20 protein-coding genes and 3 pseudogenes are annotated in these 13,442 nt (G+C 36.1%); 1 reads left to right on the forward strand and 22 read right to left on the reverse strand.

The window, feature by feature from the left end:
- Window positions 1-10 precede the first annotated feature (10 nt).
- The 10 genes and pseudogenes from ACFSTH_RS07010 to ACFSTH_RS07055 form a co-directional block, all read right to left on the reverse strand.
- Entirely contained in the window at window positions 11-412 is a 402-nt protein-coding gene (locus ACFSTH_RS07010; RefSeq protein WP_377770297.1) for a hypothetical protein, read from the reverse strand.
- A gap of 137 nt (window positions 413-549) precedes the next feature.
- Window positions 550-738: a hypothetical protein gene (locus tag ACFSTH_RS07015; RefSeq protein WP_377770298.1), complete on the reverse strand. Its 189-nt coding sequence runs from the start codon at window positions 736-738 to the stop codon at window positions 550-552.
- Between the two features lie 787 nt (window positions 739-1,525).
- A complete protein-coding gene (locus ACFSTH_RS07020) occupies window positions 1,526-1,813 on the reverse strand; it encodes a magnesium and cobalt transport protein CorA (RefSeq protein ID WP_377770299.1) in 288 nt (95 codons plus the stop codon).
- Between the two features lie 358 nt (window positions 1,814-2,171).
- A pseudogene (locus ACFSTH_RS07025) lies at window positions 2,172-2,345 on the reverse strand (zinc-binding dehydrogenase); the annotation flags it as partial.
- 62 nt (window positions 2,346-2,407) lie between these two features.
- Window positions 2,408-2,725 (reverse strand): hypothetical protein, encoded by a 318-nt coding sequence (locus tag ACFSTH_RS07030; protein ID WP_377770300.1) that lies wholly within the window; start codon window positions 2,723-2,725, stop codon window positions 2,408-2,410.
- A gap of 143 nt (window positions 2,726-2,868) precedes the next feature.
- Entirely contained in the window at window positions 2,869-3,078 is a 210-nt protein-coding gene (locus tag ACFSTH_RS07035; RefSeq protein WP_377770301.1) for a hypothetical protein, read from the reverse strand.
- Between the two features lie 17 nt (window positions 3,079-3,095).
- Window positions 3,096-3,383, reverse strand: coding sequence for a hypothetical protein (locus ACFSTH_RS07040; RefSeq protein WP_377770302.1), 288 nt, complete (start codon window positions 3,381-3,383; stop codon window positions 3,096-3,098).
- 752 nt (window positions 3,384-4,135) lie between these two features.
- Window positions 4,136-4,690, reverse strand: coding sequence for a hypothetical protein (locus tag ACFSTH_RS07045; RefSeq protein ID WP_377770303.1), 555 nt, complete (start codon window positions 4,688-4,690; stop codon window positions 4,136-4,138).
- Between the two features lie 241 nt (window positions 4,691-4,931).
- On the reverse strand, window positions 4,932-5,138 hold the full coding sequence (locus tag ACFSTH_RS07050; protein WP_377770304.1) for a hypothetical protein: 207 nt from the start codon (window positions 5,136-5,138) through the stop codon (window positions 4,932-4,934).
- A 75-nt stretch (window positions 5,139-5,213) separates the two neighbouring features.
- Entirely contained in the window at window positions 5,214-5,531 is a 318-nt protein-coding gene (locus ACFSTH_RS07055) for a hypothetical protein (RefSeq protein ID WP_377770305.1), read from the reverse strand.
- A gap of 122 nt (window positions 5,532-5,653) precedes the next feature.
- Between ACFSTH_RS07055 and ACFSTH_RS07060 the strand changes: the two genes are divergently transcribed.
- The gene (locus ACFSTH_RS07060) at window positions 5,654-5,785 is read left to right on the forward strand and encodes a hypothetical protein (protein WP_377770306.1); all 132 of its coding nucleotides are present in this window, start codon (window positions 5,654-5,656) and stop codon (window positions 5,783-5,785) included.
- A 541-nt stretch (window positions 5,786-6,326) separates the two neighbouring features.
- Here ACFSTH_RS07060 and ACFSTH_RS07065 read toward each other — a convergent pair.
- The 12 genes and pseudogenes from ACFSTH_RS07065 to ACFSTH_RS07120 form a co-directional block, all read right to left on the reverse strand.
- Window positions 6,327-6,512, reverse strand: coding sequence for a hypothetical protein (locus ACFSTH_RS07065; protein WP_377770307.1), 186 nt, complete (start codon window positions 6,510-6,512; stop codon window positions 6,327-6,329).
- Window positions 6,513-6,523: 11 nt separating this feature from the next.
- Complete coding sequence (locus ACFSTH_RS07070; RefSeq protein WP_377770308.1) at window positions 6,524-6,808, reverse strand: RHS repeat-associated core domain-containing protein; 285 nt, start codon at window positions 6,806-6,808, stop codon at window positions 6,524-6,526.
- Window positions 6,809-6,901: 93 nt separating this feature from the next.
- Complete coding sequence (locus ACFSTH_RS21090) at window positions 6,902-7,402, reverse strand: hypothetical protein (RefSeq protein ID WP_417629410.1); 501 nt, start codon at window positions 7,400-7,402, stop codon at window positions 6,902-6,904.
- A gap of 344 nt (window positions 7,403-7,746) precedes the next feature.
- Entirely contained in the window at window positions 7,747-7,869 is a 123-nt protein-coding gene (locus tag ACFSTH_RS07080; RefSeq protein WP_377770309.1) for a hypothetical protein, read from the reverse strand.
- A gap of 242 nt (window positions 7,870-8,111) precedes the next feature.
- Complete coding sequence (locus tag ACFSTH_RS07085; RefSeq protein WP_377770310.1) at window positions 8,112-8,249, reverse strand: hypothetical protein; 138 nt, start codon at window positions 8,247-8,249, stop codon at window positions 8,112-8,114.
- Window positions 8,250-8,606: 357 nt separating this feature from the next.
- Complete coding sequence (locus ACFSTH_RS07090; protein WP_377770311.1) at window positions 8,607-9,089, reverse strand: hypothetical protein; 483 nt, start codon at window positions 9,087-9,089, stop codon at window positions 8,607-8,609.
- Window positions 9,090-9,319: 230 nt separating this feature from the next.
- Window positions 9,320-9,691, reverse strand: coding sequence for an RHS repeat-associated core domain-containing protein (locus ACFSTH_RS07095; protein ID WP_417629409.1), 372 nt, complete (start codon window positions 9,689-9,691; stop codon window positions 9,320-9,322).
- Window positions 9,692-9,881: 190 nt separating this feature from the next.
- A complete protein-coding gene (locus ACFSTH_RS07100) occupies window positions 9,882-10,175 on the reverse strand; it encodes a hypothetical protein (RefSeq protein ID WP_377770312.1) in 294 nt (97 codons plus the stop codon).
- A gap of 120 nt (window positions 10,176-10,295) precedes the next feature.
- A pseudogene (locus ACFSTH_RS07105) lies at window positions 10,296-10,672 on the reverse strand (HTH domain-containing protein); the annotation flags it as partial.
- 126 nt (window positions 10,673-10,798) lie between these two features.
- Window positions 10,799-11,188, reverse strand: a complete 390-nt coding sequence (locus ACFSTH_RS07110; RefSeq protein ID WP_377770313.1) for a hypothetical protein — start codon at window positions 11,186-11,188, stop codon at window positions 10,799-10,801.
- A 30-nt stretch (window positions 11,189-11,218) separates the two neighbouring features.
- Complete coding sequence (locus ACFSTH_RS07115) at window positions 11,219-12,283, reverse strand: RHS repeat-associated core domain-containing protein (RefSeq protein ID WP_377770314.1); 1,065 nt, start codon at window positions 12,281-12,283, stop codon at window positions 11,219-11,221.
- A gap of 59 nt (window positions 12,284-12,342) precedes the next feature.
- A pseudogene (locus tag ACFSTH_RS07120) lies at window positions 12,343-13,442 on the reverse strand (hypothetical protein); the annotation flags it as partial.

The following is a 13,442-nucleotide window of genomic DNA, read 5'->3' on the forward strand; positions in this document are numbered from 1 at the left end:
TAGCCCTCCACTACTTTGTAATAATTGTCCCAAATTCATTTACTATAACTTGAAGTGTGTCCGAAATATAAGACAAATTACCATTCGGCTGCAATTTGCCACTTAAATTTTGCAGTACATATTCCATAAAAGATGGTGGTACTCCTCTACCATAATCACCACCTGCTTGTACTATACGAGACCCATATTTATTGGCAGAAGGTTGCATTCTATTAACTGCATGTTTTGTGTATAATCCATTACCTACTACTCCAAATTCTTCCTCACCTACTATAACCTTAGCATAATCATCCCAACTACCCCAAAATATTTTTCCTGAAGTAGCTTTAATTGAATTTTTAGCTACTTGTTTTGAGATTACTTTAGTGGATCCTTGTTTAATAAAACCTCCAAATCCTGTTAGAAACCACATTGGATCATCTAGATAACTAACAGCAGTTGTATTACCAATCTGTAAGATCTTTCACTCTCGCAGATAATGAAACAGATCACTTATTCATAAAACAGATGGAGTAATTATTTTCGTTTGTGATTATGAGGCAAGTTAACTCAAATTTTTTTAACTAATTGAATACTTTGAATCCAATCTTGCCATGCTGCAGAGTCCATCGTTTCTTCATCTGCAATTAAACGCATACCACCAAGCAATGCTCCAACATCGTCTGAGCCTGTTCTTTCATAAAAACCTTCTAGAAAATGACACATTGCCAAATACGCTTCTTTATTAGTTAAATTCATTTTTTTCCTCCTGGCCTTACAGAACTTGATAATCCTGTATCTTTATCAAATGCTTTTGGACTATTATTTAGCCCCCCATTTCTAATTTCTTTCCCTCTTGTTTGTACCCATATTTGAGAACCATCAGACCTCCTTTGACCATACCAACTATTACGTATTTATCTGTTCCCATATAATTTTTTAGTTTGAAGCCGTATCTAATAGTAACCTTCTATTTGTCATGGTATCTTTATCGAAATGCCCATATGCTTTTCTAAAAACCTAGTTTATCATTAGAAATCCAGTTCAATTGTCCAGTTTGCAGCTCGTTCGGTTGCCCAATTCCCACTCGAGTCAGTAAACCTAAGCGGATTATTATGCACATAGGTATAGAGGTTTAATGATAACGGGTTACCCATTTCCCCTTCATACGTATCCTAGTTTATAAACCGTTCAATCTACAATAAAATGGACGGTGACTGTTTTTGTACAATCGCCGTCCTGTTAGGATGATTATATCATTCCACTTCATCACTGGATACCACTGGAATCTTGTATACTGACTTGATTTTCATCAGATAATAGATAACGTTGACGAGTTTCCGTATAATGCAGACAATCGTTTTTTGTTTGATCTTCCCTGCCGCCATTCTTTGCTAATAGTACGCATGGAAGTAAGGATTTCTTGGCTCTTTCTGTTAATTGCGAACAAAATCAAAATGCTTCAAGTTTGCCTTCCTTACTATGAATTGTTTGTATGTGACCATAATGAACCTGTTAAATGTAACGCTTTCATGTAGTAAAAAAATTATATATTTAAAGCTTTTACTATGTCAGAAACCTTGTCGCTAATCTCATCTTCAGTAGTGTAGACTCTAGGATGGTTCATATGGTCCTCAATGCTTCCCGAAAATCTAGCAGCGCTTCTAGCAAGGTCTTCAAATAACTTGTTCTCTTCACTTGTCAATTCATCGTAATCTGTATCATGATCGAAAGTAACATGAAATTCATTACAAAAATTATCCATATCTATTTGTCTACTTCCAAACAACTGCAAGAGCCAGTACAAGCGTTCTTTTGGTGTATGTTCTTTCATTCCAAACCTCCTTACTAATTTGAAGTAGCAGGAATATCACCTATTCCTTTTCGAGTATACTCCAAGTGAAGCACTTGGTTGGTCGTAACGTCATAAAGAACCTCAAGGTTGTACCTTGATCCTTTTCTAAACATTAAAGTACAAAGCATTGTAGCTGAATTAGTGTATCCAGATTTTCTTGCTTATGATCTTATTTTTTCTGCTTCGTTAGTCCAATGATCCTCTCCTCTTAAGTCACTGCAACCGATCACATATTGGTATATTCATTAATGATATAATTAAATCTGAGTTTTTCATTCCAACGTCCATTAGCTTGAAGCGTTCTTTCATTATTCTGTATTCGTCATTTGCTGTCAGCTCATTTTATTTTTATGACTACCTTCCCTTTGGCACTTCCACCCTCCAAATATTTCATCGCTTGTGGTGCTTCATCAAATTTAAACAATTTATCAATAACGGGCTTGATACGACCTTCTTCCATCCATTCCTTAATGATATTCAGTTGCGCTCCGCTCGGTTTCATAAACAGGAAATGATAAGTATAGGGGAGCGGACAAAATCCTGTACTTTAGAAAAGGAGATTGTCCATGTATACTAAAGAAATGAAGCCAATTCTCCATTTGCATCAAACTCAGACTTAACAAGAATCTTATCACCTACGTCTGTTAAAACCTTTGTATCCTCTATGAAACAATTGCAACCACTGGCCTTACCTATCTTCGCTACTTTTCCTACAGTAGCCAACCTTCCAAAATTAACTGACGTAACATCTGCTACGAAGTATTCCAGTGCCATACCTTTCTTAAACGTTTCGGAATATGTAGCGTGTTTTAATATTAGCTTTAGGTCTTCAGGAGCATTCCAGTAAACAGAGTCATCATAGTTTGTCCAGTCATTGTATACATTTCCCATTTATTATTAACTTTTTAGTCAGGACTCCAAGTTGATGTTGAGCTATTACGATCGCCTGAATGCGAGTATAGAGGATTACGATTTGAATCTTTAGCAGCAGATTCACACCAATGTCCAGTTTGATCAAAAAGAACTGTTTGTAGCTACTCATCAGACTTGCTAGTTAAATGAAGCGGTTGACCACTGCTATCCACACTGAAAGTTACCTGCTCTCCAACAAGAAATTCATTCCATTCATTTTCATTGAATTGAATAACTTCTTCTCCTATCTGATCAAATTGAAAAACAACATAAAAGTTCTCGTCATCTTGGATTAAGGATGTTACATTCCCTGTTAGATTATCATAAACCAACTTTTTATTTACAGATACTACATATTTTCTACATCCTTATCATGATTTATTGTAATATAATCTCCCAATTCTATTCGAGCCCACACTTCCTCATCTTGGAATTTTGTTTTTGTCACCTTTTTTTTACTAGCATTATTTTCTGTTGCGATATAATGTTCTCCATTTTTATCAATATACTTATCCATAACGATAGAGCTTGATTCTACTAACATCCCTTTGTTCGAACTTTGAATTCCCTGGCATGCAGTTAGAAACAAGGTTGCCATAACTATACAATAAATTATTTTACTTAAATTTTTCATCATGCGTTTACCCCCATACTAATTCGTAAATACTCGGGACTACAAGAATGATTCCAATCCCCCTATAAATCGCAATACTATACTTTCTTGGGGGAGCTTTTGAATATTCTCTATAGTGTTGATTGGTATGGGAACCTAAAAAATATGTCCCAAACTTCCATATGAACTTAGGAAATAAAAAATACAATAATCCAATAAAAATAAAAATTCCATATACTACTCTTTCAATAATAAACCCACCTTTTAATAGAGGGAGTATGTCTATAAATAAAAATGCTCCCTCTGATGCTTATTTTATATTTGAGGGTTTTCTCTGGTCAAATAACCCGTGAGTTCCCCAAGGAGTAAAAGCAACAACCGCTCTATTGTATGTTACAAAACTTGCCAAATAATTAGTCCTAAATTGACTTATGCTCGCAATGATTGTTGTTTGATCCTGCGGAGGAACAGGTAATTCTCCCAAAACAGTTACTACTAAATTAGATATAGAACTAATTGAAAATTTCCCTAATTCATCTCCAGATAAACCCCTTTATCCAATAATTGTGCTTGCGATTTCCCCATGCTTTTTATTAAACTTACTTTGAACATACACCTGCTCTCCATTAGAAATAGAGTTAGTAGGCAATGCAACTTAGTGTAGCCGATCCATAATGAGAATAAAGTTCCTTTTGGTACTATCACCCGATTCATTCAGCACTAGGTAAAGAACAAGAAAGACCTCAAGAAGCATTCTACCTTGAGATTTAATTTCGTTATGAAAATTGTTTTAAAAAACCTTGCAACCAGTCAATGTTGGAACCATACTCTCTTTGAGAGTACTCCCAATAATCAACAAATTTTTGTTTGCAAGATACATACTCGGGAGATAGACTCTGAACCTGTTCTATCAACTCTGTACTACCACCCAACACAGCGTGCCCTTCATGAGAAATAATGGCTCCCCAATTGCCACCAGTCGAATAAACTGCATTTTCTACTACAATCGGAATATCTGTGTAATCCTCGAATGTAGATGAAATTGCGCCCACCCAGTGACCATGTTCGTATGATCCACTGGAGAGGGGTTCTGAAAAGCAGTTACCTTCAATTTCGGATATAAAGAAAACATCTTCCCCAATATGACTAATCGCTTGACGAAGAACATTAAACTGTTCTTCCTGAAAGTAATACCCTTCAGTAGGAAACAAGAGTATTTTAGCTTGGATATTATCAGCAAAGCAATTATCAAAAGGGTCTTTATTCTTGAATACCTTAATGAAATTGCCCTCAAGATTTTTTATGGCTTCAATTTCAGTTATCTTTTTCATATCACTTCTCCAAAAACTTGATTTTCCGAACTCCACTTATTCCGTTCACATCGATTGTTGGAGAGGTGGATTTAGAATATACACGATAGATATAAGTAACACCTTAAGCAGACAATCACTACCATACCGAAATAACAACGCTGTAAATGAAACCACTTATAAGATCATAAAAACAGAGTTTGTGAACCAAATGACTTTTCAGTATCGTGATCACTTGAATTTGAAATGATTACGTTAACAGTTAAAGCTTAATCCATAATTCTTGGATATTGTCTACTTTATTCTTCTCCATAAAAACAACGGTTTGTGATTCTATTGCTTCTATTAAATTTAGCCACTCTTCTTTATTGACCTTAAACTGAACAGCAGTAAACTCTTTAGTAATCTCATTCCAAGCTGTTATCAATTGACTTGAAACTTCAATTTCAGTTTGTGCTTTTACATCCAAGGTTTGATTCTGTACATCTGTATGGAAGTAATGATATAACCTCGCTAGTTTATATGCGTTAAATGAACTGATATCTTAGTTAAAAGAGTCATTTCGCTTATTGATTGCTACAGCCAAGTCTCTATATTCGCGAATGATATTGCTAATCTCCTCGTTCTGAGACATTAATATTCTAGATTGTTCTTTTGTGAGTTGATTAGTAGAGAAAATAAGATTGTATGAGTTATTCATTTCGTCTATCATACCAATTAATTTATGCAGATCGTTGTTCATCATATTGGAAACATATTTTTCATACTTCACTTTTTCACTATACTGTGTAATAAATAGAATCGAAAAACTAAGTAAAACAATGAACAGCAATCCATACTTAGAAAACTTCCGAAATTTCATTTGAATCGCCTCCTTTTTAGTAGTCAATTGAAAAGGACGCTTAACAAACCAGTGTGATATGCTCCGATCATAGTAGACAGTAGAAAAAACAAAAATTCTATTACTATAGATGGGAGGTTCATATGTCTAAAAGAAGTCCAACTTCTTTAGAAGTAAAGTTAGACGTTGTACAGCGTTGTCTGAAAAACCAGTCAAATCCAAACTATGAAGCGAAAAAGCTAGGATTAAGCCCACATACCGTGAAGAAAATATGATGCAAATGGTTTGGATGAGTTAAAGGAATCGAACATATGGAAAACATACTCACCGGAATTGAGACTTGCGGCTATTCAAGATGTGCTAGCTGGTCAGTGCACAGTACTAGTAGCGCTTAAAAAGTTCAAGACATTCAAGAACTGCATAAAAACAATGGATATGCCATTAAGAAGTTATGTGCATTAGTAAAAGTTGCTCGATCTGCCTACTATAAGTGGTTACATTGGACACCCTCGCCAAGGAACTAGAAACGCATGCGCTAGCTAAAGAAGTACGACAGCACTTTGGCAAACAAAAAGGAATAGTGAGTTACCATCAAATGCGTTTACAGCTCATTCGAAAACTTAGCGAGAAGTACAACAAGGAGCGCTATTACCGCATCATGAAGACGCTTGGGCTTAAAGCGGTCATTCGTAGGAAATGACCAACCTATGTGAAAACGACGGAGCTCCACTACACTCACATGTGGCTATTAACTTTTAGAGTATTATATAATCTTGTAATTTAATAAGTATATTTTGTGCAATTACAGAAGCACGGTTATAATGATCCTTCACAAGATACAATTTCCTCTAGCTCATTATCTACTTGGAATAAATATTTTTTTAGTTCAAAAAAGTTGTCTGGTAGTACTACTGTTATTAACCTAGATTGAAACTCTTTAATACCAATTTTTCCATCGATTAATAAATTACATACATCAACTAAATTTGAAATTGATTGCATTTAGCCCTCCACTACTTTGTAATAATTGTAACAATTGCCCCAAATTCATTTACTATAACTTGAAGTCTTGGATCGTACCAACGTGCACGTAAATATTGTAGATTCGTCTCTTCATCCCAGTGTTCTCCAGAATAGCGGAAAGATTGTTCTATCGTTTTGTTAGACTCAAGTGGTTTACCCCATATGTCATAGGTGTACTCATTTAATAGCTCACCCTCAGCATCTGTAATACCAGTCACATCGCCATGACCGTTAACTACATAGTAACCTTTTTCCCTTGTTGCTGTCTCGAGCATCGCAAGGTTATTCCCTCGAAAATAACTCATTTTTTCACAAATAGTACCATCTGCTTCCATCCACGTTTCGGAGATAATATGCTGACCGTCATACTAATAGCGGATCGTCGTATCTTCATCACTTCGTTCTACGAGTAAGTTGTCACCATTATATCGATAAGTGACTTCCTTTCCTTCTTCCGTCGTTACTTTAGTTAAACGATCCCATTCATCGTAGGCATAGTCACTATTTAAGCTATCCAGTGGCGTTGCTTCCGTCGCTAACGTCTGACGATTACCACGTTTATCATACGTATAACTTTCGTCAATCAATGTAGATGTCGCTATACGGTTTAACGCATCATAAGTAAAAGTGTTATCTTCCATTACTTCGCTTTGTTTGGTTGCTTGACGATTTGTTATATTACTAATTTCCATGCCTAATGTAGCAGATATTTCATATGCTAAAATTACATTCGTTTCAGCGTCTTTGATGGTGGATATATAAGCAAGTTTACTGCATTTATACATTAAATACGTAATATCAGTTAATAATACTTTTCTGGCTTCTCCTTGTTGAAACGACCACCTGCTAAAGCAGGTGGATTTGGACATAAAATGTCGACGACTAAAGTCGTTGATTATGACTGAGGTCCTCTTAAAGTCCTATTGCTTAAGCAAAATTAACTTTGACTAAACTCATTCTTCAATACTAAATATGTCGTTCTTTTCTTCATTAAACTGATTTGCAATATAATTTCTAATCATATCAAAAACCGCGTGGCTATTCTTTTGGTATCTGTCCATACTTTTCATCCCACATTTAGTATGGAAAACAAAAAATAAGGCTAAAAACGTATACTATCCAAAGACGGTAGAGTTGAACCACGCATTTGGAGATTAAAGGATTACAGGAGCTATGAGGAATTGGAAACGGATATAGATAAATACATGAAATTTTATAATGAAGGAACGCTATCAAGAAAAGTTAAACAGCCTAGCACCGTTAGAATTTCGGCACCAGGCTGCGGCATAATTCTTTTGTTTTTTTCACTGTGATATTTAATCCTGATAACCTTCATAGCTTCACCTCATTTATACAACTTTTTAAGTATATCGATTACAATCTCCTTTCTTTTTGGGATGAATCGACGGATTAGCCCATTCTGTCGTTCATTAGTTCCCCGTTCGGAAGCACTGTAGGGACGGCAAAATAGATGCCTGTGGACGCTTTAGATACGTAGGAGACAAGATCGCTGAACTCCGTACCGTTGTAAGAAGAGATGCTCTTCCATACGCGATGAATTCTATAGATATCGTAGATTTATCTTTCTTTCCCAATCTCGTCGGTGATGGCCTGTAAAGTCCAGCCTTCTTTCTTTAGGGCACTGATCTTTCCACGATCAAAGGCTGTAAGATGTGTAAAGGTACGTTTAGTTGTGATAGGATTAGTTTCGGCCATAGATAAAATCTCCGTATCGATTGTGTTGTCGTATGCTTAATCATACACGGTTTATCTATGGTTTTCATATTTCTAGCTGTTCCATTTCAATTTACAACTAAGCCATTAAAAATAGGTATTCCATCGAGTAGCCTGTATCTCCTTTTTGAATCAAGGTGTAGATAGTTGATAAAGTTATCGCAGATAGTAATGCCATGCTAATCCCCCCCCCCATATTTTTAAGAAGGGAACGTCAAATTTCATATACGGCACGTTTTTCCTATCGGGAATTTCTCATCGAGCGTTTTCCAATTGACTTTGTTCTACGCAGTTTGATTGAGACTATCAAATCTGGCTGCGTTTAGAACGTAAACAATATTATGTTTGTCTTATATTAATATCTTTATCTAGAAAAGTTACCTTTATAGTCGCACCTGATGAAAACAGAATCTCATGAGATAGCATTCTATCATTAACAGGAAGTAATTCATGGTATCCCCATTCTTCAAACCCATTACTACGACCATTAAAATCTTCGTAAATATGAATGCTCAAACTAATAACCTTCCTGTACTCAATAATCCAATCTTCATCACCAAACTCTACTACAATAGCAAAGCTGGATGAGTACGGGAATTGGATGTCTCCTTGAGTTATTTTACATTCGATAACCCTACAATCATGAAATTTATTATCATTCAGTGCATTAAATGTTTTTTCATTCAATCTTGTACTCATCAACCTGTCATATTGCTCCCAGTAAACTTCAGCACTGGCTTCCCACTTATCTTTAGCACGCTTGCTTTTCTCGATATCCAAAGAATTAATATCATCCCATAAATCATTTCTAAAATATTTCAATAACATCTCCTACTTTCTCATATAATCTATACTTACTACCACAAGGAGTATTCTTACATTCAATCTTTATTACGTTACTTTTTATTGGAAGATGTTTTTCAATTATTGTTTACTTAAACAACCACCTGCTGAGCAGGTGGTCGTTTAAGAGGATTGTTGTGAACTTACGTATAAAGATTCAAACTAAGCGGATTATTCAATTCTCCCTCATACGTATCCTCATTTAAAAATCACCTGAGACTTGGATCATACCAACGTGCACGTAAATATTGTAGATTCGTCTCTCCATCCCAGTATTCGCCAGAATAGCGGAAAGATTGCTCTATCGTTTCGGAATGCTCCAGTGGTTTGCCCCAGATATCGTACGTGTACTCATTGAGTAGCTCGCCTTCAGTATCCGTAATACCAGTCACGTCACCATGACCGTTTACCATATAATAACCTTTTTCCCCTGCCACTGTCTCTAACATCGCAAGGTTATTCCCAAGCAAGTAACTTATTTTTTCACGTACCGTTCCATCTGGATCCACCCATGCTTCGGATATGATCTGTTGACCGTCATAGTAATAGCGGATCGTCGTATCTTCCTCACTTCGTTCCACGAGTAAGTTGTCACCATTATAACGATAAGTGACTTCCTTTCCTTCTTCCGTCGTTACTTTGGTTAAACGATCCCATTCATCGTAAGCATAGTTACTATTTAAGCTATCCAGTGGAGTTGCTTCCGTAGCTAAATTTTGTTTTCAAAAAAGAAACCACATAGAGTTTTTACACTCGCATGTGGTAAATTAACTATTTACAATATATCAAGCTGTCATCTATAACTTCACCACTTAAGGTCACCAAATAACTATACTCAGCAAATCTCACATTATTTCCAAGTACACTTAAAAGTATCTGTAAATATTCTACTGGCTCATCGAATTGATAGTTTATAACCATTTGCACCTTATACAAATTGATTATAATATCATCAAATTCATCTAAACCATCGAAATCATCAATATATCTATAAAATGATACTCTAGATTGCTCAATTAATTGATGTTTCTCAATAAAAATCTTCATTTCATTCGTATTAAGCACTTAATTTCTCCCTTCTAGTGAAGTCCTTTATCAAAATGTATTAAGTCAGTAAACAGAATTTCAGTTCTGTTGCGATTTCTATTTCTTCTTCAACATCTACCTTTCGAGTAGATCGAGCTATTTTAGTAGCTCATTCTCTGCTTGTAATAATTGATTTTTCGCCTCTAACCGTGCAATTTTTTCTTCCAATGTTAATTCGCGTTTCAATAGACGACCTGAATTGGTTTTACGTGTATCTTGTAAACCTTTCATACCTCCTTGACAATACGAAGCACGCCAACGTTTCCCGGAAGAACGGATACGCTCCAAACCAATTAAATCAACATCTAAACCAGCTTCTTCAAAAATTTCTCGTGGCAGTTTACCTTGTCCATTTTCTGCAATAAAGTGGCGTTTAAATTCATTTGTGTATGTAATCGACTTTGCACTAACAGCGATGACATTGGGATTTCGTTTCAGTTTTCTTGCTCTTTATTAGTCAGTAATCTTTTAGTCATAATATTTTCGCTCCAACATCTTTTTTCTCAATATAATTAAAATACCCTACAAGATGGACTTTTTTCAAAGTGTCTATCTTATAGGGTAAAGTTTATTGTTACACTCGCATGTGGTTACACTTAGTACTACTCCCAAGGTTTAAATATGGCAAGGAATACTATAAAAAGTATTATTAATAGCTGAATCAAAGAAAATAATAAAATTTTCTTTCGTTGCACTTCATCATGCTTCACCTTTTGATATGCGCCTACCATTATAAATGGAATAGTAAATAATACAAATGGAATTGGAATAGCACCAAACCAATGTAAATACTTCTCATAAAGCCGATATTCTATAAATACCCGGACCACTGCTGCTGAAAATGCTGTGAGACATAAAAACACCATTCCTACTAAAAAGGTAGTTGGATATTCAGATTTCTTTTTATGAAAGTATAACAAAATTAGAATAGGAACTATCACTGTAATTCCAATAAACAATGGAAACGGTAAATTATCATAAAAAATACTCATCTAGGACTCCTTAATCAAACCATTGATCTTTTAACAATTGACCCCAATGTTAACACCTGCTCCGATCGCAGCTCCTGCACCAATGGCCAGAACTATAGGAGTACCAACCGCACTAATACCGGCTACTATAACAACAGTTCCAACTGTCCCAGTTACTGTCATAGCAGATGCGTACCACCTATCTTTACCACTGTACTTTTCAAAATCCTTATATACTTCCACTCCCGTAAGCACAACTGTTACGGGACCCGCCATTTTGGATACTCCAGCTAAAAGTTTACTTGTTTCAGAGGGAAATCTGACTCCTGAACCCCCCGCTGCAGGTCCAAGCCCAGGCAACTTTGAATACAACGGCTTACTTTTTAACAATTGATTTGATAGAGCATTACCAAGAACAGCATCAGCGGTTCCTGTTACTAATCCATTAGTCGTTTCTTCCCAAAAATTATATTCTTTTTTCTGAAATGGACCACTCTTTCCAACGTATCCAGTTATGACTCCTTTCTCAATTGTAGGACTACCATAGTAAGTATCATCATCACCGAGATACACACTCGAATCTGATTTACAACTTCCACTATGAGCCCATTTCCCATCTTGTGAAACGCAGTAATTACCACTTGGGTCAATATACCTTAATGGATTATTATGCACATACGTATAAAGATTCAAACTAAGCGGATTACTCAATTCCCCCTCATACGTATCCTCATTTATAAACCGTCCAATACTTGGATCATACCAACGTGCACGTAAATATTGTAGATTCGTCTCTTCATCCCAGTATTCACCCGAGTAGCGGAAAGATTGTTCTATCGTTTCGGAATGCTCCAGTGGTTTGCCCCAGATATCGTACGTATACTCATTGATTAGCTCGCCTGCAGTATCCGTAATACCTGTCACGTCACCATGACCGTTTACCATATAATAACCTTTTTCCCCTGTCGCTGTCTCTAACATAGCTAGACTATTTCCACGTAAATAACTTACTTTTTCACGTATGGTTCCATCTGGATCCACCCATGCTTCGGATAGGATCTGTTGACCGTCATAGTAATAACGAATCGTCGTATCTTCATCACTTCGTTCCACCATTAAGTTGTCACCATTATAACGATAAGTGACTTCTTTTCCTTCTTCCGTCGTTACTTTCGTTAAACGATCCCATTCATCGTAGGCATAGTTACATTTAAGCTATCCAGTGGAGTTGCTTCCGTCGATAACGTCTGACGATTACCACGTTTATCATACGTATAACTTTCGTCGAACAAGGTAGAAGTCGCTATACGGCTAAGTGCATCATACGTAAAGGTGTTATCTTCCATGACGATGCTTTGCTTCGTTGCTTGACGATTCGTGATATTACCAATTAGATCATAATCATATTGATAATGTTGACCTAATGTGGTTGCTTCATTTTCGTATTGTAACGTAGCTAATTTAAACTGATCGTAGGTTCTTTCTACATTCACTCCGTTACGTTGTTCTTCTTTCCTTGCTTGTCCATTTAAATAGTACTTGTAATCGGCTTCTACAATACTATTCCACGTTAATTGCTGCAGCTGATTTACAGACGTATAGGAATAGCCGATTTCATCGTCAAATGGCGTCTTTAGTTTTACTCGTTGACCTAGCTTATTATACGTATAAGCCATCGTTTTTCCATCAGCAAACGTCATCGAAGTGAGATCGCCAGTATACGGATCATATTGATAACTCGTTGTTCCTGTCGTATCTGTCATCGAAGCACGAGAACCATCGTTAAAATAACGATAGGCTATCTCTTCGGAAGGTCCTTGCTTGGATAGCAATCTATTTCTGTTGTCATAGGCGTACGTAAATTGCTGTTTACGCTTATCAATTAACTTGATTTTATTTCCATTTTTATCGTAATAAAATTTCTCTGCTGCACCTAATGCATCCACATTTTTTATTAATCTACCAGCTTGGTCATAATCTTTGCTTGTTGCCTTACCATCAGGATAAGTCGTTTTAATATGTTGTCCTAATTGATCGTAATGATAAGTTGTCGTTTCTCCTAGTGCATTTTTAACAGATGTCAGCTGCCCGAATAAATCATAAGCGTAGATCGTTGCTTGTTCGTTGGCATCCACTTGTTTTTCCAACAAACCATTGATCCTGTTATACTGCATTTGCGAAACCGTGCTTCTATTATTGTTGTCCAGCTCATAAAGGCTTACTACTCGGCCAAATTGGTCGTATTTCTCCATCGTTGCGTTACCTATGGCATCTT

The organism is Paenibacillus yanchengensis (assembly GCF_042684845.1).
GTDB lineage: Bacteria > Bacillota > Bacilli > Paenibacillales > Paenibacillaceae > Pristimantibacillus > Pristimantibacillus yanchengensis.